At 59.0% G+C, this 19,207-nt stretch carries 23 protein-coding genes; 16 read left to right on the forward strand and 7 right to left on the reverse strand.

The window, feature by feature from the left end; all coding sequences use genetic code 11:
• Window positions 1-9: 9 nt before the first annotated feature.
• The 6 genes from AC57B1_RS04800 to AC57B1_RS04825 form a co-directional block, all read right to left on the reverse strand.
• Window positions 10-339: a hypothetical protein gene (locus AC57B1_RS04800; RefSeq protein WP_496416806.1), complete on the reverse strand. Its 330-nt coding sequence runs from the start codon at window positions 337-339 to the stop codon at window positions 10-12.
• Between the two features lie 24 nt (window positions 340-363).
• Window positions 364-636, reverse strand: coding sequence for a type II toxin-antitoxin system YafQ family toxin (locus AC57B1_RS04805; protein ID WP_496416807.1), 273 nt, complete (start codon window positions 634-636; stop codon window positions 364-366).
• Entirely contained in the window at window positions 636-923 is a 288-nt protein-coding gene (locus AC57B1_RS04810) for a type II toxin-antitoxin system RelB/DinJ family antitoxin (RefSeq protein WP_496416808.1), read from the reverse strand. The genes AC57B1_RS04805 and AC57B1_RS04810 overlap by 1 nt, the downstream gene beginning before the upstream one ends.
• An 815-nt stretch (window positions 924-1,738) precedes the next feature.
• Complete coding sequence (trfA, locus tag AC57B1_RS04815; RefSeq protein ID WP_496416809.1) at window positions 1,739-2,593, reverse strand: plasmid replication initiator TrfA; 855 nt, start codon at window positions 2,591-2,593, stop codon at window positions 1,739-1,741.
• 177 nt (window positions 2,594-2,770) lie between these two features.
• Window positions 2,771-3,655 (reverse strand): ParB/RepB/Spo0J family partition protein, encoded by an 885-nt coding sequence (locus AC57B1_RS04820; RefSeq protein WP_496416810.1) that lies wholly within the window; start codon window positions 3,653-3,655, stop codon window positions 2,771-2,773.
• Window positions 3,648-4,469, reverse strand: coding sequence for a ParA family protein (locus AC57B1_RS04825; protein WP_496416811.1), 822 nt, complete (start codon window positions 4,467-4,469; stop codon window positions 3,648-3,650). Before AC57B1_RS04825 ends, AC57B1_RS04820 begins: the two co-directional genes overlap by 8 nt.
• Before the next feature lie 284 nt (window positions 4,470-4,753).
• Here AC57B1_RS04825 and AC57B1_RS04830 point away from each other — a divergent pair, with 284 nt between their 5' ends.
• From AC57B1_RS04830 to pxpA, 4 genes are all read left to right on the forward strand, one after another.
• The gene (locus AC57B1_RS04830) at window positions 4,754-7,024 is read left to right on the forward strand and encodes a bifunctional diguanylate cyclase/phosphodiesterase (protein WP_496416812.1); all 2,271 of its coding nucleotides are present in this window, start codon (window positions 4,754-4,756) and stop codon (window positions 7,022-7,024) included.
• Between the two features lie 4 nt (window positions 7,025-7,028).
• Window positions 7,029-8,063: a helix-turn-helix transcriptional regulator gene (locus tag AC57B1_RS04835; RefSeq protein ID WP_496416813.1), complete on the forward strand. Its 1,035-nt coding sequence runs from the start codon at window positions 7,029-7,031 to the stop codon at window positions 8,061-8,063.
• A gap of 181 nt (window positions 8,064-8,244) precedes the next feature.
• On the forward strand, window positions 8,245-9,300 hold the full coding sequence (dctP, locus tag AC57B1_RS04840) for a TRAP transporter substrate-binding protein DctP (protein WP_496416814.1): 1,056 nt from the start codon (window positions 8,245-8,247) through the stop codon (window positions 9,298-9,300).
• 252 nt (window positions 9,301-9,552) lie between these two features.
• Window positions 9,553-10,332, forward strand: a complete 780-nt coding sequence (gene pxpA / locus AC57B1_RS04845; RefSeq protein ID WP_496416815.1) for a 5-oxoprolinase subunit PxpA — start codon at window positions 9,553-9,555, stop codon at window positions 10,330-10,332.
• An 8-nt stretch (window positions 10,333-10,340) separates the two neighbouring features.
• Here pxpA and AC57B1_RS04850 read toward each other — a convergent pair whose 3' ends face one another.
• Window positions 10,341-10,739, reverse strand: coding sequence for a helix-turn-helix domain-containing protein (locus tag AC57B1_RS04850; RefSeq protein ID WP_496416816.1), 399 nt, complete (start codon window positions 10,737-10,739; stop codon window positions 10,341-10,343).
• A 90-nt stretch (window positions 10,740-10,829) separates the two neighbouring features.
• Here AC57B1_RS04850 and AC57B1_RS04855 point away from each other — a divergent pair, with 90 nt between their 5' ends.
• The 12 genes from AC57B1_RS04855 to AC57B1_RS04910 form a co-directional block, all read left to right on the forward strand.
• A complete protein-coding gene (locus AC57B1_RS04855) occupies window positions 10,830-11,078 on the forward strand; it encodes a DNA-binding protein (RefSeq protein ID WP_496416817.1) in 249 nt (82 codons plus the stop codon).
• Between the two features lie 146 nt (window positions 11,079-11,224).
• On the forward strand, window positions 11,225-11,884 hold the full coding sequence (locus AC57B1_RS04860; protein ID WP_496416818.1) for a lytic transglycosylase domain-containing protein: 660 nt from the start codon (window positions 11,225-11,227) through the stop codon (window positions 11,882-11,884).
• A gap of 50 nt (window positions 11,885-11,934) precedes the next feature.
• Window positions 11,935-12,300 (forward strand): hypothetical protein, encoded by a 366-nt coding sequence (locus tag AC57B1_RS04865; RefSeq protein WP_496416819.1) that lies wholly within the window; start codon window positions 11,935-11,937, stop codon window positions 12,298-12,300.
• Window positions 12,301-12,307: 7 nt separating this feature from the next.
• Window positions 12,308-12,745: a VirB3 family type IV secretion system protein gene (locus AC57B1_RS04870; protein WP_496416820.1), complete on the forward strand. Its 438-nt coding sequence runs from the start codon at window positions 12,308-12,310 to the stop codon at window positions 12,743-12,745.
• Window positions 12,745-15,315, forward strand: coding sequence for a VirB4 family type IV secretion system protein (locus AC57B1_RS04875; protein WP_496416821.1), 2,571 nt, complete (start codon window positions 12,745-12,747; stop codon window positions 15,313-15,315). Before AC57B1_RS04870 ends, AC57B1_RS04875 begins: the two co-directional genes overlap by 1 nt.
• Before the next feature lies 1 nt (window position 15,316).
• Window positions 15,317-16,111: a TrbJ/VirB5 family protein gene (locus tag AC57B1_RS04880; RefSeq protein WP_496416829.1), complete on the forward strand. Its 795-nt coding sequence runs from the start codon at window positions 15,317-15,319 to the stop codon at window positions 16,109-16,111.
• The gene (locus AC57B1_RS04885) at window positions 16,101-16,346 is read left to right on the forward strand and encodes a hypothetical protein (RefSeq protein ID WP_496416822.1); all 246 of its coding nucleotides are present in this window, start codon (window positions 16,101-16,103) and stop codon (window positions 16,344-16,346) included. The genes AC57B1_RS04880 and AC57B1_RS04885 overlap by 11 nt, the downstream gene beginning before the upstream one ends.
• Before the next feature lie 23 nt (window positions 16,347-16,369).
• Entirely contained in the window at window positions 16,370-17,290 is a 921-nt protein-coding gene (locus AC57B1_RS04890; protein ID WP_137959719.1) for a TrbL/VirB6 family protein, read from the forward strand.
• A 9-nt stretch (window positions 17,291-17,299) separates the two neighbouring features.
• On the forward strand, window positions 17,300-17,425 hold the full coding sequence (locus AC57B1_RS04895) for a hypothetical protein (protein ID WP_496416823.1): 126 nt from the start codon (window positions 17,300-17,302) through the stop codon (window positions 17,423-17,425).
• Between the two features lie 93 nt (window positions 17,426-17,518).
• Window positions 17,519-17,833, forward strand: coding sequence for a hypothetical protein (locus AC57B1_RS04900; RefSeq protein WP_496416824.1), 315 nt, complete (start codon window positions 17,519-17,521; stop codon window positions 17,831-17,833).
• 165 nt (window positions 17,834-17,998) lie between these two features.
• Window positions 17,999-18,838 (forward strand): VirB8 family type IV secretion system protein, encoded by an 840-nt coding sequence (locus AC57B1_RS04905; protein WP_496416825.1) that lies wholly within the window; start codon window positions 17,999-18,001, stop codon window positions 18,836-18,838.
• Window positions 18,835-19,207, forward strand: a 373-nt coding sequence (locus AC57B1_RS04910) for a TrbG/VirB9 family P-type conjugative transfer protein (RefSeq protein ID WP_496416826.1), incomplete at its 3' end; no start/stop codon positions are given. The genes AC57B1_RS04905 and AC57B1_RS04910, both read left to right, overlap by 4 nt.

A 19,207-nucleotide genomic window follows, 5' to 3' on the forward strand; every position in this document is an offset into this window, starting at 1 on the left:
CGGCCCGGCTCAGCGGAAACCGCGGAAAGGCGCGCGGGCGACGTGTGCCCAGCCCGGCGCGTCCTCGAGGCAAACCAGCCGGGCGAACGTGCTGCGGCCAGCGGCCGTGAGCTGCGCGACCTCGGCCGGCGCATGATAGAACGCCGAGTCGGGCGAAGACTGCTGCTGCGAGACGCGCACGGGCTGACGGGTCCATTCGATCAGGCCCAGTGCGTGCAGGGCGTCGAGCACCCTGCCGTGCCGGTAGCGGACCACCTGCCGTTGCCGCACGTGGCGTAGCGCGTCCAGCACCGCGGTGTGGGTGACCGTGATTGAACGGGGCACAGGCGTCTCGGCCATCGCACGCATGGTCAGTGTGCCCCGCTATTCGTCGAACAGATCGGCGTGCGTACCGGTGCGCTCCAGACGCAGCACGTTGCCGTCGATCTTGTAGAGCAGCAGCCAGTCCGGTTCGAGATGCGCATCCCGGAAGCTGGCCCACTCGCCCTTGAGCGGGTGATCGCGATAGGGCGCCGGCAGCGGGCCACCCGCGAGCAGCAGGGTGATGAGCGCCTTCAGCTTTTCCATGTCCTTGCGGCGTTTCTGCGCGCGCTTCACGTCGCGGTGAAACTGGTTTGAATAAACCGGTGTGCGCATCAGATGCCGAGTTTCCGGAACAGGTCATCGGCGTCATCGGCGCGGTTCAGCTCCTCGTCCCGCTCGCTCCTGCGCAGGGTCTCGGCGGTCACGGCATTGGGCACCTCGACCGCGAACGGCACGGCCCGGTCGCGCGCGACGCGCACCAGGGCCATGCGAATGTAGTCGGACACCGAAAGCCCCATCGCGGCAAGCGCATCGGCCGCCTCGCGCTTGAGTTCGGGCGAGACACGGGCGCGCACCACGGTATCGGTGGGCGCGGCGGAATGGGTGGAGTGGACGGACATGGCAGCCTCCATGGGTGGTGATTCGCTAATTGTAGCTACAACCGGCCACAAATTCAACTCGCAGCGGCGGCGCAGCGCGATTTCACGGATTCTGGCTAACCAAATGCAATGTTGCTAATAGCAATTAGCAACATTGAAATGTCATCACACATCTCGCTGGCACGCACAGACCACTGTACGAGGACTTTCGTGCCGAACGGACGAGGTTATCCACGCCCGGAAGTTTTGACGTTGGACTTCTTTCTGATTGGGGCAAGCCCCAGCGGGGCGCGTCAGGCCCGTAGGGCGCGCTCGCGAAGAGGCGGTGGGCATCTCGGGGACCCCGAAGGCCGGGGACCGGCCAATGGGGCTGTGCACAGCTTTATGCTGTGTGCAGCCGAGATGTCCACCGACGGACGCGGGAATCCCGCTGGACTGAGCAATCGATGGGTTTGGAGTGTGAATTCCGTGAACTTGTCCACAAGCCATAGTGGTTAACTTAGGTTAAAGATAGGTTAACGACTTTTCATCGCTTGCTAAACCCCGCCCAGCTTAGGTTTGGCTGCGGCCGGGTGGAATGTCATGCCGTGAAACCGGAATGCTATGCCGTGAAACCGGAATGTTGTGCCGTGAAGGTCGGAATGTTATGCCGTGGCTCGCTAAAGATATCCACACGGCCGCCTTCGACCAGGTTAAAACACGCTTGTGCGGAATGCTGTGCCGTGATTTTTGGTTTATCGCCTGCTTGATGCACGGTGGCGGAATGCCATGCCGTGATCGTGGCCGCCTTGTGCTTGTCTGGAGAGCGGAATGCCGTGCCGTGGATTTACCTCTGCTCAGCTGCGTGTCCACTTGACCATCGTGTCGTCTTTATAAAACGCGACGTTGGCGAGAATTCCGACACGCTCGAGCTCTTCAAGGGCCTCGGCAAGTGCTTCCCGAAATTTACGCAGAGGTGACGTGTAACCGCACCACTCCTTCAGCTTTATCACACTGATACGGTGCAATCCGCGTTCGTGACTCGCTGCGTACGACTGAAGCCACTTGGCCATGTCCACGCGATTCGCGATTTGTTGCCGCTTTCTGATATCAATGAAGGAGAACTCGTCATTTTGAAATAGGGTCCGAATTTTGCCCCCGATCGTGAATTCCCACTCTCCTGTCTCATTGTCCTGAACAAATTCGCTTACCAAGGGGAGATGTGCCTTGTAGCGTTTCGTCTTGATCGTCAGCGTGCCGGATAGGCGTTGAAATGATTGTTCAAGCCACTCATACGCGGATTTTCCGAATGCGCCGGTCTTCCCTGTTGGCTTCCAGCCGAGCGCTTTGAGAAATTCCGCGCGGTTGAGGCGCACCGGTTGTGTCAGATCAACGCCCTGCGCGAATTTCAGGGCGAGCATGAATACGTCTTGGTCGGCCATATCCAGCTGTTTGCCCGTGAATCGAACTTCAACGCCCTCTGGCGAGGCTAAAAGAGTGTTGTCATGCATCTGGCGCCGCCCTGGCTGAATCGGGGCGAAAAGAGGCGTCCGCGCAAGGTAATTTGGCAGTGCGCTGGTGTCCTCTTCCGGAAAGAGGGGCAACTGGCCGCCAGTGGCGGCCGTCTGGACTTGTTCCTCTAGCTGTTTGGCGTCCTTGCCGGTCGCTCGTTTGACTAGCGCGGCGGTTTTCGCAATAACGTCTTCGGGCATATCGATCGGTGGTTCCTGTAACGGGGGCGCGGAAGGCCTTGAAACACGGCATGGCATTCCGCCCGGCGGCTCCTGATAACTGTCAAAAGCCTTATCCATATTGGGTCGAACGGCTACCCATGAATTTGGGCGACCTTGCCGATTAGGACAATGTCCAAAGTTTGGACATCCCGTTCCCTACTCCAGAAGCTCCAGCACGAACCGTTGAATCTTCTCCATTTGTTCGTCCGTTAGCGCGCTATTTGCCAGTTTCATTACGAACTCGTTGGGTGTATGCGAGAACGTGCCAACCTTTGCCCCTCGCCTCAAAATATGCGTCGGCTTCTGGCGGGATGCCTGCGCACTTACCGGCTTGTGGCTCAGGAACATCGCTACCTTGGTCTGATCGAGCTTCCCGGTCTCCAACAACGCCCAGGCTTCCTCGAGTCTCTTACGGATAGCTCCATCGTCGCCTGCTTCCTTGAGCACCTTTACGATGTCCGTTGCCGCAGAACGAGACAGCAGCTTCGGTTTGGCCGCTAGTCGCTCACGGATATCGGTAGGGAGATCGGAAAACGACAAATACCGGTAAAGATCGGACCGTTGAATACCAAGGGATTCAGCCAGCTTTGTTCGCTTGGGAAAGTGTTCTTCGAGGCGTTTGATGCTCTCCCCTATCTCGAAATCTGACAGATCTTCCCGTTCGATGTTTTCTGCGAGCGCGAGCGTTGCACTGACGGCCTCGTCCACCGCTATCACCAAGGCTTCGATCGTCGGCTTGCCTAGGAGTTTGTGCGCACGCAAGCGCCTCTCCCCAGCTATCAACTGGTATCGATCACCGTCTACGGGGCGTACGCTAATTGGCTGCAGCAAGCCCACGGCACTGATGGAGACGGCCAGTTCGCGGATCTCCTCCTCCGGAAAACTGGTTCGCGGCTGGTACGGGTTCGGGTCGATCTTGTCGAGATGGAGCTTTGTGTGTTGCCGGCCGACGTCAAAGTCGTCGCGATAGTTTGCTTCGCGATGGCGCTGCGTGTTTTCTTCTGCTTTTTGCGCCAGTTGCGCCTTCAGGCTCTTACTCATTTTCTGCGCCCTCCTCAACTGCCTTGAGTTCAAGTGTCTGCACCAGGCTCGCGGCGAGCTGGCGAAACTCTCGTGCGACTTTTGAGGTCCGGTCAAGCGCGTGCAGGCTCTGTTGCATCACGGCGGCCTGATTTACTTTGGTGCTGGTAGAAATCTTGACGGGCAAAATCTCGCCAAACGTCTTCAGCGCAGTGCTCTCCAACAGCTTGCATACCGTTTGCCGCTCGTCGTGTTTCAGGAGAAGTGCACCCAATAGCTTTACCGAAGGATTGATCCGTCTGATTTTGTCGATGTGCTTTAGCAGGTCGTCGGCGCCGTAAAGACCGTATTGAGAGCCAGATTCGACGGGCACGATGATGTGCGTGGCGCATGCCATCGCATTGCTCGTGAGGAGCTTGAGGCTCGGTGGGCAATCGATCAGGATAACGTCATATATCCCGTCGGCTGCCTCGAGCTTGCTGCGTAGCTCCTCCGATGGGCGCGGTGTCTCATCCTTCAACTCATCTTCTGTTTTTCCTAGGGCAAGAGAGCCATAGATCAGGGACACGCCATCGATGTTCGTCTCTTCATGGATAGCACTCGGCAGGTTCGTGACGTTGGACAACAACAGCTCGGCGCAGGTGAAATCAACCCGGCTTGGATGTGTTTTGCCAATATGGAGACTGGCGTTTGCCTGTGGATCTATGTCGACGACGAGGACCTTCAATCCCAGCCGACCAAATTCGGCCGCTAGGTTTATGACAGTCGTTGTCTTGCCGCACCCACCTTTGTGATTGGCGATTGCCAAGACCTTAGTGTGTTCGAAGTTTGGCATTGCGTGTCCGATGTTGTTGATTTGCGTGCACGATACCGATATCGGGCGGCCCTGTAAAGTCGGTTTTGTCCAAAGTTTGGACAGTCAACCGCCTAGGCATACATATATGGGTATAAAAATGCGAGCCGCATGGGGCCGGGTGGTTTCAACGAGGTCAGACGTCGAAAGCGAGCAATTTGCTAACAATTTAAGGGTTGTCGGGCCGGTAGGGGATTCGTACTATGCCGGTATTCGTCATATGGATTCGCCGCCGTGGCATCGATCCAGTAACAGGAGGCGCCGTTATGGCGAATACAAAGAGCGGGCAGGTTAAAAGCAGAATCACGGGTTGGGCGCAACGCGTAGGGAGCGTTCGCCCAGCACTTTCTGTGATCTGGATCCCAGCAGTCGCAATTGCACTTGTCGTTGGTATCTGGGCGACTGTAGTCGTCCGCATACAGACCGAGGGAAGGGAGGCGCGGGACACGGCTGCAGCCTCCACTGTCGAACTGGCGTCGTCATTTTCGGCACACATTGCCAAGACGGTGCACGATGCCGACATGGTCGTTAGGTGGGTGAAGTTCGAGTATGAGCGCTCGCCGGCTACGTTCGACCTGGCTGCATATGACCAGCGAGGAATGATCTCAGCCGACACCGCCCTGCAGGTGACGATCGTAGGGTCGAACGGGGATGTGTTGCAGACAACAACACCTGGCGGGAAACAGGTGAATCTCAGTGACCGGCCTCACTTTCTGATCCATCAGGCCAACCCCGAGGCCGGCTTGTATATCAGCCAGCCCGTGCTCGGTCGCGTGTCGAACCAATGGACGTTGCAGTTCACGCGTCGTTTGAACAACCCTGACGGCTCGTTCGCGGGCGTGGTCGTGGTTTCGGAGAATCCCGATTTCCTTACCGACGGCTTTTACAATCTCGATACCCTCGGGCCTCGGGGTATGCTTGCCGTCATATCGGATAATGGGTATCTGCTGTCCCGGCGAACGGGGCTGGGCAAGGCGTCGCCCGTGGGTCCACCCGCAGCGGCGTATCACGAAATGGTGGGCGCGAAAGGCCGTGTGGTCAGTGATCCTGTCGATCACATTCGCCGGTTTGTGACGTATCGACACATCTCCCAATATCCTGTTGCTGTTCTCGTCGGACTGTCAGAGCGCGACGAGCTGGCTGGCTACCAGCACGCGAAGGTGCTGTACCTTGTGATGGCAGCCGTCATCAGTGTTTTGTTGCTCACGGCAGCAGGCTTTATCACCGTGATGATGGGCAAGCTACAGGGTTTGGCTGAAACCGATTCGCTGACAGGCTTGCCGAATCGTCACCTGCTTACGCAAACGCTTCGCCGGCGAATGGATGCCTTGGGTGCATCGGCGCGGCTCGCGATGCTGTATATCGACCTCGACAATTTCAAGAAGATTAACGACACGCTGGGCCACAAGACGGGTGACGAACTCCTGCTCAAGGTTGCGCATCGACTTGCCGATGTGGTTGGAAAAGAGCGACTGCTAGCACGTATCGGCGGAGACGAGTTTGTCATTCTGGTAGAGGATGACGACGCAGCAAGGAAAGCCGGAGATCTGGCCGATGTTGTGATCAAGGCGTTCGAGCGCCCGTTCGTCATGCGCGGCAACAGCTATCTGATCTGTGTGAGCATCGGCATCGCGGTCCACAGGAATGCGGTTGATAACGAGTTTGCCTTGCTCACGCAAGCGGATCTCGCGATGTATGCGGCCAAGGAGACGGGCAAGCCCGCCAATGTCAGCCAGCATTGCACCTACACGCCAGCACTGTCCGAGCGCGCCCTGCACGATATTGAACGGCATCAGGAATTGCAGTACGCCATCATCAATCGTGAGTTTTTCCTCGAATATCAACCGATCGTTAGCCTCGATGGCGAACTGCGCGGCGTCGAAGCCCTGGTGCGCTGGCGACATCCCACAAAGGGCGTGTTACAGCCAGCCGAATTCATCCAGTTTGCCGAGTCGAGCGGGCTCATCGTGCAGATCGGTGAATTCGTGCTTGAACAGGCGTGCCAGGACTTTCGGGAATGGCAGGACACGGATCCGCGACCACTGACCCTGTCAATCAATGTATCGCCTGTGCAGCTCACCACGGGCAATGTGGTTCGCGCTGTTACGCGATGCCTGAATGACTACATGATTGAGCCTGACCGGTTGCAGCTGGAGGTAACAGAAACGGTCGTTCTTGATGAGTCGGCTTTGGTCAGGACCCGGCTCGAAGCGTTGCGCAGGGCAGGGGTGAAGATCCTTCTCGATGATTTCGGTACCGGCTATTCGTCACTGTCAAACCTCGTCAACCTGTCGATCGACGGCGTGAAAATCGACCGGCATTTCACGCGCGGGGTGCCCGCCAAGAAGGCTTCGTCGGCGATGCTGACGCACCTGATCGGCCTGGCGCGCGACCTTGGGCTGTCATTGGTGATTGAAGGCGTCGAGACGCAGCAGCAGGTTGCGTGGCTCTCGCGTTTTGGAGACGTGACGGTCCAGGGTTTCTATTTTTCCAAACCGGTGCCGGCGACGGCGCTTCCGATCGCCAGGGCGGCCTAGTCGCATGGTTACGCTGGCTACAGATAGAGCTGCGGACGGACGGGGAGAGGCCGTCTATGAAGGCGTGAATCGGCTCGGCCGCGATGAAGTCACGTTGCGCCTGCGCCGGGGAGGTGGCGATCTCTTCACGCTCGAGCGTCAGCTCGTTCGCGCTGGCGGCGTTACGTTGACGCAGGTATTTCCCGTCGGCGCTGAGGCCGAACTTCATGATTTCGCGTCGGCGGACCCATATGGCGACAGCCTGCAAAGCTCTTATCTGGCTTTGAAGCAGCGTTACCTGTCAGAGGCGAGAGGGCCGATCGTACAACGCCCTGGCATGCCCGGCGATTTCTTCGACCAGATTGGCGAAATCGAGCATTGCCACCATGAAGCTGAGTTACTGCCGATTGTGCAGACCGTGACGCGGGCGCTCGGTGCTGAACAATACATCTTCAGCTGGCTTGTACTGGACGCAAAGTCCGGTGACGTCATTGAGCATCGATATCTTGTCGGCTGCGATCCTGCATGGCTGAACAAGTACATCGATCACGTCTGGTACATGAATGATCCGTCGCTCGAATATGCAAAACGCAATGCGACACCGGTGCTCTCGTCCCGGCTGGATCTGTACAACGATGTTCACTGGCTGACCGAAGCGGCGACACACGGCTTTCGCAACAACCTGGTCTGCCCCGTGCATGCAGGTGCCAATTCGTTGGTCGTCCTGCTTCAGGCCAGCAACGCAGAACCAAGAGAGGCCGGAGAGGGGATCTTGTGGCGCAATCGACGACTGCTGCGAGCGCTTGCATGCGAGCTGCTTGACTGGCGTTTGGCAGGACTACGGCAGCAGGCAACCAGCCAGTTTGGCCTGAGCGAGGAGGAGCTGAAAGTCCTGCGACTGGTGCACGGCGGAGGAACGGCGTCCAACGTTGCGGACGCACTCCAAGTGTCCGTGAAGACCGTCTACGGCGTCGTGTATCCGAGAATCAACAACAAGATGGGCACGCCTAACATTAACAAGGCGGCCGACATGGCTGTTAGCTGCGGACTGATCAAGTAGGCGCAAAAAACGTACGCCAACTTTTCATCATATCAAAGGCGTTGGCGTTTGGGAATGGTAATTCGGAAACGGAATTACCCTCGCTTTTCCGGTTAGAGTCTTGTCCAACTGGCCGTCGATGCGCCTCTCGCACGGAAACTGGCGGCCTCCCCTTCGTCACCGGCAGTCCGCCTTGATAAAAATGAACAGATTAGGACAACTATTTACCCGGCTGGCTGTCGCCAGCACGTTGATCTGCTGTGTAGGGCTTCAACCTGCCCTCGCGCAGCAGACCTGGTCGATCGCGACCGCGTATCCGGCCGACACGGTTGCAGGCCGGGGCGTCGCGTTTTTCGCCAGCGCGCTGACTGGCCAGACAGGTGGCAGGGTGTTGGCAAAGCCGGAGTTCAAGGCGAAAGCTGGCGCGACGGATCTTGTATCGGCGGTTCAGAACGGACGATTGCAGGTAGCGGACGTGTTTGGCGGGGCGCTCGCACAGCTGGATCCGATATTCGAGTTGTCTACGCTGCCATTCCAGGTGCATTCACTTGGCGACTCCCAGCGTCTTGCGTGTGTGGTTGAGCCTCTGTACCGCCGCGCATTGTTGCGTGCCGGGCTTCACATGCTGTTCATTTCGCCGTGGCCGCCGACCGGGCTGTGGTCGCGCGAGCCGGTGGCGGATCCAGCCGACATGGCCGGCCTGCGGGTACGGACCTACGACGACAGCTCTGCCCAGGTTCTTACCGGCTTGGGTATGCGCGCAACTGCGCTACCCGTTCAGGACGTGCGTCCGCTGCTGCGGACCGGTGCGCTGGACGGTGTGCTGTCATCAGGCGATGGGGCGGTTGGAAGGTCTTTTCACGGACAGTTGCCAAACTTCACCGCGATCCACTACGCGTTCCCGGTGTCATTTGTCGTGATGAGCCAGACGCGTTATGAGGCGTTACCGGACGAGTTGCGAGATCAGCTCGATAAGGCGGCCAAAGACGTACAGCGCCGCCAGTGGGCAACGTTGCCGGCGCGCATCCGTGAGAACTACGCAGCCATGCGGCTGGCTGGCGTCAATGTAAACGCCTCGATCGATGACGGCTTTCGAACGCATCTTCGCGAGGCGGGTGATGCACGCATGAAGGAATGGCTTGCACGCGTGCCGGTTGAATACGCCACAACTGTCAAAGCGTTTCTGGAGGAGGCGCCGTCGGCGCAGGACACATGTCCAATCAGCTTGCTGGAAGCTCAACAGGGCGCTCGCGGGTAGTCGCGATACGTAGTGCGATAGTGGCCTCAGGCGTGATCGGCACCTACGTTTTTCTTGTGCTCGCGAGCACGTCACATATGTCTGCCAGAGAGCGTGCAGAGATCCTGATGCCGTGGAAGGCGAACGAAGGACCGATTGCCACGTTGCATGTACGAGTTGGCAAGAGTGCGTGCCGTTTCGAGAACGTATTTATTGGCGACGGCGCTGTTCGTACGGCCAGCCATTGTGTATCTGAAGAGGAGAGTGCAAAGGATGAGCGCGAAAAGAATTGACCTGAACGTCGACATTGGCGAAGGTTTCGAGCACGACATTGAACTGCTTGGCTACGCCACGTCGGTCAACGTCGCATGCGGATGGCATGCAGGTGATCCGCTGACCATGCGCCGCGTTACGGCGGAGGCAATACGTCGAGGCGTTGCGATCGGTGCGCATCCGAGCTTTCCTGATCGCGAGAATTTCGGCCGGGCTGTCATGACCCTTTCGCCAGATGAGGTGTACGCCGGAGTGCAATACCAGGCCGGTGCGCTTGCGGCGGTTGTGGCGGGTCTGAGTGGCCGTGTCATGCATGTGAAACCGCACGGCGCTTTATACAACCAGGCTGAGGAGGATGCCGACCTGGCCCGCGCCATTGTGCACGCTGTCCGTGACATGGATCCCGACCTTGCAATATTCGGCCTCGCGGGCGGGCAGCTTATCCGGATTGCGCGCGAAGAAGGGCTAGTCGCGATCGAAGAGGGTTTCGCCGACCGCGCCTATACGCCGGCAGGCAAGCTGGTGCCTCGATCCCAGCCGAACGCGCTGCTCGAGAACGACGGCGACGCCTGTGAACAGGCCATCAGCATGGTATGCGATCGTCGCGTCCGGGCATCCGACGGCAGTTGGGTTGCGATTAGCCCACAGACGCTGTGCCTGCATGGAGATGGATCCCACGCGGTGATTTTCGCTGACCAAATTTGCGCTGCGCTCGCGAAAGCAAAAGTGGCTGTCCAGCCTGTCAAGCGTGCTAACGAAGTGGCCTCCGTCGTGGATTGAAGGATCGCTCAGGAAAGGAGATCAACAGCTTTCTGGACGACGAGAGGGTCGACCTGTCCGGATTCCGAAGCGGCTTGGTAGACCAGGGAAAGCAGCTTTGCTTTCTTCTCGCCGCCAAAGCTTCGCCCAGCGTGGGACAAGCCGTCTTCAAGGGCACTGAAGACTCTTTGTAGGAGTTCCGGGTCCACTGCACCGTAGCGCGGTGCTCGATGGCCGGTCAGGAGATATGTGACATCGAAACCGTGCGCAAAGAGCGTCATGAGATAGGCGGCGTCCGGATAACTCTCTTCCTTTTCGTAGGCAGACTGGGTTTTGCGGTGAATTCGTGTCCATTCGGCGACGTCTGTCTGAGTTAGGGAGAGGCGATCACGTTCTTCCACTAGACGCTGCCCAAAGGTTGATGGCATATGGAACGGCCTTTTGTGTTGTAAATGGCAGAAAAATGTTTCATACTGATCGCAAACGTATCAGGCACGGACAGTATACGGACCCATCTCATGACACTGAAAACCTTAGAGGAAGTCCGGGCAGAGTTCGATCGGTGTGGCATCTCCGTTTCGGGCTGGGCCGTAAGACACGGAATCCCCCGCAACATCGTTAACGGCGTGTTGCAGGGAAGACTGAAGGGCAAGCGCGGCCACGCGCACAACGCGGCGGTCTTGCTGGGACTGAAAGACGGCGTTGTAAATCGTGAGGAGGCGCGCGAGCCAGATCTTTGCGAGGCACTGCCAGCCAGGGAAGGGTAGGTGAGGGTGTAGGAGCGGTCAGCGTCGATGTAGCGAGCATCGGCGCCGACCTGACCAGTTGTTGGAACCTGAGAGGTCGACAATGGCTAAAGCCATTATATCGTTCGGGCACAGCCGGCGACATAACGTGGGCGAGAGGGGAAGTCATGCTTGATTTCATCTCGTTAGCCCAGCAATGCGCGCCGAACGTCCACCCCACGACGCTTCAGGCGGTCGTGAGAACTGAGTCCGGCTTCAATCCGTACGCGATCGGCGTCGTTGGTGGCCACCTTGCGCGCCAGCCGCGCGATCGCGCTGAAGCGGTGGCGACGGCAAGGGCGCTCAATGCACAAGGCATCAATTTCAGTATGGGGCTTGGACAGGTCAACAAGGCCAATCTTGCCCGCTACGGATTGACCTACGAAACGGCCTTTGATCCGTGTGCGAACCTGCGCGCGGGCAGCGCGATACTGCACGACTGTTATGAGCGGGCGACTGCGGCAATGGGGCAGAGTGCACCGGCATTGCGTGCTGCGATCAGCTGCTACTACAGCGGCAATTTCACGCGCGGCGAGACTGCCGACGCCAACGGTACCAGTTACGTGCAGCGCGTTGTTGCCAACGCCCAGACGGTGGCAGGCTCAAACAATGTCGTTCCTGCGATTCCTGTTGTGATGGACAGTCAGTCCGACAGACCAGCACACGCTGCAGCGCCTGATGCCAAAACATCTTCCGCGCGCCGCAGTGGCCCCAAACAACGGCAGGACGCACCGCACCCGTCATGGGACGCATTCGGCGATTCCGCTTGTGACAACGACTGCAACTGACCTGAGCCGCGACGACGCGGCCTGATCTCAACCACGTGAAAGGAGAAGCCATGCAACGCAATACAAAATTCAAGATTATGAAATCAGTACAACTGAAATGTTATGCGTATCGCATGACGGCGCAGCGAATCTTGACCCGCGCGCGCCAGGCGGTGGCATTGGGCATCGCAATCGGCCCCGAACTCGCATTCGCGGGTGGGGGGCTGGACTCAGCAACGCAGGGCGCGACCACCTTCAAGATCTGGCTCTATTCGTTCCTCGGCGTCGTCGCGGCCTGCGTGCTGATGTGGAAAGGGGCGGAGTGCTGGGCCGATCGCGCGCACTGGAGCGAGTTTGTGACGATGTGCGGCAAGGTGGCGGCGGTGGGCTCGGTGGTCGGCGTGCTCGCACCGTATCTGTGGAACATGTTCAGCTGAGCACGCCATGTCGGACGAAAAAACCCGCTATCCCGGATTCAACGGCCTTGGCCGCACGGCGGCCATCTGGGGCGTTCCTTATATGGCGATGCTGGTTGTCGTCGTCGCGTCGATGTTTGTCGGCGTGCTGATTTCCTTCTTCGTCGGACCAGGCGGTCTGCTGTTTGTCTTCCTGGGCTTTCCGGTGCTGCTGTATTTCAAGCACATCTGCGAAACCGACGACCAGGGCCTGCGGATCATGTGGCTGGAATTGCGTTGCCGCTTCTACTTCTGGCAGCTGCGGGTCCGCGCGCGGCTAAATGCCGGGCGAGCCGCCCCGCGCTTTGGCAATACCTCTACGCTTGCGCCGCTGCGATACGGACGGCAACGCCGCGTCTACCGCGATTTTTTCAAACCGTTGTCCAAGAGTGAGCGCCGGCTGCGTGAGCTCGATCCGGAGGCCTGATGCAAAGCAGACCCGCCGTCACCAGCGAAATCCTCGGCGCGATCGGCGCCGTGGAAGACTGGATTCCGAAGTACGGGCATCCGGTCACGAAACACGTACAGCACCTTGAGGGCAACCGGTTCATGGTGACGCTGGCCATGCGCGGCGTGCCGTTCGAGGTGCACGAGAACGTCGCGATGGAGCGCATGTTCGATCGCGATACGGAAGCGTACAGCAAGCTTGGGCGCGACCTGGGTGGCCGCCTTGGCTATCACGCAACGTTCGTGCGACAGCGCGTGAGTTTTGATCGCGTGTACCGGTTCAAACAGCGCTTCATGCAGTGGTTCGTACGCGAGTACATCGGGCGACGTTTCGGAGCCGAAAAGTTCTTCGAGAATCGCTATTACCTGTCGCTGATCCTGAAATACGAGGACTTCGATGACGGGCTCAAGGAAATCGGCTCCCTTGCGAAACAGGCGCTGCTGCAGTTCGGCGAGTATGAAGCCGAGTTGCTTGAAGTGTACGAGCGCAAGCACATGAACGGCACGAAGATGCTGTTCTCGCCCTTGTATGGGCTCGTCAGCTATCTCATCAATGGGAAGACCGGTGATCTTCCGGTCGCAGCGGAACCCGGTACCGATGTCATCCCGTCGAGCCATCTGCACTTTGGGTACAACACGCTCGAGATCGGGGCGAGCGACGTGCCGGCGTACCGGCGCGTTGCAACCTGCCTCGACCTTCGCAGTTGCCCGGAGAAGCCGGGCTGGGGCCAGCTCGACCCGCTGATCACGTTGAACATGGAATTCACGATTACGCATACGTTCAACTGCATGACGGGCTTCGAGTCAAACCGGACCATCGATTCGGCGATCAACAAGCTGGAATCAGCCGGTGACAAGGCGAAGCACCAGGTCAAGGAACTACGCGACGCACAGGGTTACGTGAACACGGGTGAGCTGTCGTTCGGCGAGTATCACGGCGCGGCGGTTATCTACGGCGAAACAGCGAAAGAGGCGTTGGAGAACGCCGACAGGTTTGCGTCCCGTTCGCGCAACGAGTGTGGAGTTGAATGGTCGCCCGCGACGGGGTCTGCTCCGTTCACGTACTTCTCGCAGGTCCCGGGCGCGCGAGTCAAACCGCGACCGAAAGTGCAGTCCTCGCGCAATTTTGCGGCGATGTACACGTGCCATGACTACTCGTCAGGCAAGGCGGAGGGCAACCCGATCGGTGACGGCTCGGCCGTCATCCCATTTCGCTCGGATTCGGGCGTGTACAACTACAGTTCGCACGCGAGCCGGCTGGGGGACATCAATGTCTCGGAGAAGGTGGCCGGGCATTTTGAAGGGAAAGGCACGACGGGCAGCGGCAAGTCTACGGTCGTCGTTGCGGCGACGGGCATGCTGTCCCGCTTCGATCCGATGCTGTACGTGCTGGACAAGGGTCGAGGCTGGGAAGTGTTCATCCGGGTGATGGGTGGCGCCTATGTCTATCTGGAGAAAGGCAAGCCGACCGGGTGGGCGCCGTTCGAGCTCGCCGACACACCAGACAATCGCGAATTCCTGTATGGACTCGTCGAACTGTGCGGCCGGAAGAACGGTGTCGACCATCAGGGTAAGCCAATCAGGATTGACCTGACGGCCGGCGAGAAGATTCACTGCCGCAACGCCGTCGATGCGGTAATGGGGGTCGATGACGTACGGCTGCGCCGCTTCAGCCTGCTACTGGACAGCATTCCGGACGAAGGCGACGACGGCCTGCGCGCACGTCTGTCGATCTGGTGCAAGTCGGAGGGCGGCCGGTTCTGGTGGGTGTTCGATAACCCGCCCAATCTCTCATTGAACATGAGCGAGCAACGCTGGATCGGGTTCGATGTTGAGGCGTTTCTTGTCGAGAACTATGAGCCGTCGGAGCCCGCATTTGCATATCTGTTCCATCTCAAAAAACTGATGCGTCGGGAAGGCACCCTGATGCTGACGGTGATCGAAGAGTACTGGCTGCCGCTGCGCTTTCGCACGATCCGCGAGCAGATCGAGGAAACGCTGGCGAGCGGGCGTAAGGAAGGGGAATTCATGGGACTGATCACGCAACAGCCGGAACAGGCGCAGCGGGCGGCAGACCTGTTTCCCGCGCTGCGCAGTCTGGTCGCCACGAAGATCTGGCTGGCCGATCCGGCGGCAGAAGAAGAGGCCTATCTGCGTGACGGCATGACCCGCAAAGAGTTCAAGGAATTCAAAAAACTCACGCCACAGTCGCGCCGATTCCTGATCAAGCAGGGCAACCAGTCGGCCTTGGCCAGTTTCGACCTGAGCGGCCTTGACGATGCGATTGCGGTGTTCTCTGGCGATCGCGAGAACGCACTGATCTGCGACGGGGTGCGCGCTGAGCTGGGCGACGATCCGGACGTCTGGTTGCCCGTCTATCTGTATCGCGTGTTCGAACGGAAGCTGCGCACACGGCTCGCGGCGAAGCACGGCGCCGATGAGCGGCTGTGGTCCACCGAGCTGCAGCGCGGCCTCGAGCGCAAGCGTGCCGAGCTTGCGCAGATTTATCCGCCGGTTAATCAGCCGGTTGACGACGAAGTTTTTGCCTGATGTGCTGCAACCCAAGGAGGGAACGATGAACAGCACCGATGTCTATCCGGCCGTGCGCCGGCCGGTTGACCCCGCGATCCGGAACCTTCGTGAGGCGCTGCGGGCACGATCAGCGCGCGCGGGCATGAGCCTCGTCTATCTGCCGGGAATTACGCTTTGGCCGCGCCGCACTCTGGTCGCGGTGTTGTGTGCGTGCGCGCTTTCACAGGCCCACGCGCAGGGTGTGCCGACCATCTCACCGGCGGAGCTCGCGCAACAGATGATGCAGGTCGAGCAGCTGGGGCAGCAGATCAAGAATCAGGAGGACCAGTATCAGGCGCTGACTGGCAACAGCAGTTTCGGCAACATCATGAACGATGCGTCGCTGCGTAACTACCTTCCGGAACAGTGGCAAAACATTTACGACCAGGCGAAGAACGGCGGGCTCTCGGGTATCAGTTCGTCGATGCGTTCGATCGAGCAGCAGGAAAGCATGACCGGCGCGAGCACGCCCGGTCAGCAGCGCTATTACGACACGCTCGCGGCCAACAAGGCGATGAACGAGCAGGCGTACAGCGCGACGATGGCGCGCCTGAGCAACATCCAGGCGCTCATGCAGCAGTCCAATATGACGCAGGATCCGGCGCAAAAGGCTGATCTGCAGAACCGGATGGCCGCGGAAGAGGCGATGGTCACAAATGACCAGACGCGCCTGCAGCTCACCGCGCAGTTGCAGAAAACAGAGCTGCAGCTTGCCGAACAGCAGCAGGATCGCGAATTCAAAAACCAATTTCTTGGAGGTTCAAGTGGTCAATAAAGCCCTGCTCGGCGCAATTATCAGTTTGCTGGTCGTGATTGCTGGATATCTTGGCTATCTGGCGTGGGACCGCCATCAGCATAACGTTAAGGAGGAGATCGAGCATAGGCAGGAGCTGGAATTCAAGGCGCACCTGCTCGGCACGACGCCAGAACAACTGGAGAAGGAGGAAACGCCTGAGCAGCGTCAGCAGGACAAGGATGCTGACGAAATAGTGAAGAAAGCAATGCGATAACTGGCCTAGCTTCGGAGCGTCTTATGTCATACACACCGATCACCACGACGATCTTTTCCAGCATGACGTCCGACTTCGATGCGAACGTGGTTTCGACCATCAGTTCGGGTTCGGAGCGCATCATCGGATTGATCTCGCCACTGATGGCAGCATGTTTCAGCATTTATGTGCTGCTGATCCTGTGGACGTACTGGCAGGGGCGCAACGACGAGCCGATCAACGACTTTCTCATGCGTATGGCGACCTGGGCGTTCATCCTGACGTGTGGGATGAACATCCAGTTTTACAGCACGTACATCGTACCTGCCTTGAACGGTCTGGGTGAACAACTGGCCGGCGCGATCACGGGGCAGGCGAATCCTATCTCCGGCCTGGATAACCTGCTGAGCTCGTACATCAACGCGTGCGCGCAGATCTACGACAACGCACACAATTTCCAGATCATCGGTGCCGTGTGGGTGATCACGGTGCTGCTTATCTTCGCGACGCCGTTTATGGGGTTGGCCGTTGCATACATCATCCTCGCCAAATTTGCGCTCGGTTTGCTGCTTGCGCTAGGGCCGCTCTTTATCTCAATGGCGCTGTTTCCGCCGGTGCGTCAGTTCTTCTGGAACTGGGCAGGGCAGTGTCTTAACTACGCCCTTCTCGTGGCTCTATTTGCGGGTGCCGGCGCTATTGAGGTGGGTTTTGCGCAGAAGATCGCGCCTTCCGGATCGGCTTTCCCATCCATGAAACAGGTGGTTGAAATCGATGTGATGGGCGTGGTGTTCTTCATTGTCGCGCTCAATCTGCCGGGTCTTGCTTCGGCGTTGGCGAGCGGTGTGGGGATTTCCACGATGACCGGCAATCTCGGTGCGGCTGGTAGGGCTCTCGCTGCCGCGTCGAAGATGAAGATAGGTGGCGCGGGTAAGCAAAACACGGGCGGATCCGTGTCGAAAGCGTAAGGAGGGTACATGCCTGATTTTTTTGCGAAGCTGATCCGCTGGTGGTTGCTCGCTGTCTGCTGGGTCACGTTTGCTGGTTTCGCGCTGGCATTGCTGAATAGCATTGGTACATTCATTTACCACCGTCTGCAGTAAGTGTACACAGCAGGAGATCACGATTGAAAGCGCAGCTTTGCATTGGTTAACTGTAGCCACGGTTTTTTGATTAAATGAGACACGGAGAAAGACATGCAACCAGTAGAAAGCAATGCAGCAAACCGACGGGTGCCGGTGCGGGCTGTGATAACGCGGGCACTCCTTGGACTGGCCGTCAACGTGGTGTTGCTCGCGTTTTTCTGCGCGCTCGCCTGGCAGTTGCTTAGTCCCTACCAAGGGGAGATTCGCCATATTGTTGCGCCGTTGCGCCCGGCATACGTCACGCTGTTCAGTCTGTGCGCGGTATTGGGCTACATGGCGTGCCACATTCCCAGCGTGGGGGCCGCGATCTCAACCGGACTGTGCGATTTTCTTGAGTCGCGCTTTCGCCGTACGCCGCAGCGTTGAGGAACCGGAGACCATGAAATCTTCCATTCCAATCCTGTTGGTAGCGCTTGCGCTGCAGGCCTGCAGCTCACCGCCGAAACCACCCGAGCCAACTGGCCAGTGGGTACCCGTCAACCAGCCGTTGGCCCAGCAATCGGGCCATACGGAATCGAAGTGAGGAACAGGATGACATCGACTATCAGGCAATGGTTTGCGTCGGGAGCGAACGCGCGCAAACGTAAGGGAAGCCCGGCCGGGTCGACCACGCGCGCAGACGCGCCGGTGAGCGGTGTTGAGTCGGGCGAGCGCGATGCGGTCAGCTGGTACCTGAAACAGGCACAGGCCTTCGAAAAGTCGAAGGTCGAAGCAGCGGAGGAGAAGGCCCGTATTGCGAACCGGCGCTCGGTGTTATCGGGCGTTGTCGCTCTCGCCGCTGTTTCTGGCATGGGGGCTTTAGGACTCCTAAAGCGGCCGAACCCGCCCGCCGTGCTGCGCGTGGACTCGTCGACCGGTAAGGTCGACGTGTTGCCAACAACAGCTAACGGACACGTCACATTTTCGGAGAAGACCGATCGCGCGGATCTGCACCGTTACGTCGAACTACGCGAGAGCTACGACTGGGAGACGATTTCGGACACGCACGCCGCGGTGATGTTCATGAGCGACGATCACGAGAAGGAAGCCTATGACGGGCTGGTCCGCGGCCCGGTGGGCCCGCTCAAGCTGCTGAAGGATCAGGCGCGGGTCATCGCACACGTCGGCTCGATCACGTTCGCACCCGCCGCGCAGGTGTTCTTCTCGCGTCAGCTGGTCCCGCTGAATCCCGCAGCGAAACGGCCGGATCCGACGTACTGGATTGCGACGGTCGCATTCGAGCGTGTGAACGTTCCGGAAAAGCAGGATCAGCAGGATATCAATGCTGACGGTTTTCGCTGCACGAGCTACGAGGTCACGCGAGACTGGACCCGGGCGCCCGCCGATGCTGCGCCGGCGTCGGGCTCTGCGGCAGCCGGAGGTGGAGCATGAAAGGACGAACGATCCGGATGTCAGCAGGCGCGGGCGCGGTCGCACTGGGTTTCGCGTTGGCGCCGATCCACGCGCGAGCGCTCGAAACGCCGCGCAGTTGCGGTTCAGACCCGCACATCCAGTGCGCGACCTACGATCCGGACCAAGCCTATCGTGTGGCCACCATGCCGGGGCGCGCGGTGATGATCCAGTTCGAGCCAGGCGAACACATCATCAACAGCGGCGAGGGCATCGGAGACGGCAAGGCGTGGCACGTGGCCATCAACGACAGTGGCGCGATGCTCAAACCGGGTGCGCCGCAGCCAGAAACCAATCTTCTGCTGGTCACCAACCGGCGCACCTATCCGCTCTCGCTTGTTGACGTGTCGG

The sequence above is a fragment of the Paraburkholderia sp. BGA-UO-ETr-F21 genome (assembly GCF_059567925.1).

Coding starts and splice junctions, on each gene's coding strand:
- AC57B1_RS04800 (WP_496416806.1), bottom strand. CDS start 339: ATGGCCGAGACGCCTGTGCCCCGTTCAATCACGGTCACCCACACCGCG.
- AC57B1_RS04805 (WP_496416807.1), bottom strand. CDS start 636: ATGCGCACACCGGTTTATTCAAACCAGTTTCACCGCGACGTGAAGCGC.
- AC57B1_RS04810 (WP_496416808.1), bottom strand. CDS start 923: ATGTCCGTCCACTCCACCCATTCCGCCGCGCCCACCGATACCGTGGTG.
- trfA (WP_496416809.1), bottom strand. CDS start 2,593: ATGCCCGAAGACGTTATTGCGAAAACCGCCGCGCTAGTCAAACGAGCG.
- AC57B1_RS04820 (WP_496416810.1), bottom strand. CDS start 3,655: ATGAGTAAGAGCCTGAAGGCGCAACTGGCGCAAAAAGCAGAAGAAAAC.
- AC57B1_RS04825 (WP_496416811.1), bottom strand. CDS start 4,469: ATGCCAAACTTCGAACACACTAAGGTCTTGGCAATCGCCAATCACAAA.
- AC57B1_RS04830 (WP_496416812.1), top strand. CDS start 4,754: ATGGCGAATACAAAGAGCGGGCAGGTTAAAAGCAGAATCACGGGTTGG.
- AC57B1_RS04835 (WP_496416813.1), top strand. CDS start 7,029: ATGGTTACGCTGGCTACAGATAGAGCTGCGGACGGACGGGGAGAGGCC.
- dctP (WP_496416814.1), top strand. CDS start 8,245: ATGAACAGATTAGGACAACTATTTACCCGGCTGGCTGTCGCCAGCACG.
- pxpA (WP_496416815.1), top strand. CDS start 9,553: ATGAGCGCGAAAAGAATTGACCTGAACGTCGACATTGGCGAAGGTTTC.
- AC57B1_RS04850 (WP_496416816.1), bottom strand. CDS start 10,739: ATGCCATCAACCTTTGGGCAGCGTCTAGTGGAAGAACGTGATCGCCTC.
- AC57B1_RS04855 (WP_496416817.1), top strand. CDS start 10,830: ATGACACTGAAAACCTTAGAGGAAGTCCGGGCAGAGTTCGATCGGTGT.
- AC57B1_RS04860 (WP_496416818.1), top strand. CDS start 11,225: ATGCTTGATTTCATCTCGTTAGCCCAGCAATGCGCGCCGAACGTCCAC.
- AC57B1_RS04865 (WP_496416819.1), top strand. CDS start 11,935: ATGCAACGCAATACAAAATTCAAGATTATGAAATCAGTACAACTGAAA.
- AC57B1_RS04870 (WP_496416820.1), top strand. CDS start 12,308: ATGTCGGACGAAAAAACCCGCTATCCCGGATTCAACGGCCTTGGCCGC.
- AC57B1_RS04875 (WP_496416821.1), top strand. CDS start 12,745: ATGCAAAGCAGACCCGCCGTCACCAGCGAAATCCTCGGCGCGATCGGC.
- AC57B1_RS04890 (WP_137959719.1), top strand. CDS start 16,370: ATGTCATACACACCGATCACCACGACGATCTTTTCCAGCATGACGTCC.
- AC57B1_RS04895 (WP_496416823.1), top strand. CDS start 17,300: ATGCCTGATTTTTTTGCGAAGCTGATCCGCTGGTGGTTGCTCGCTGTC.
- AC57B1_RS04900 (WP_496416824.1), top strand. CDS start 17,519: ATGCAACCAGTAGAAAGCAATGCAGCAAACCGACGGGTGCCGGTGCGG.
- AC57B1_RS04905 (WP_496416825.1), top strand. CDS start 17,999: ATGACATCGACTATCAGGCAATGGTTTGCGTCGGGAGCGAACGCGCGC.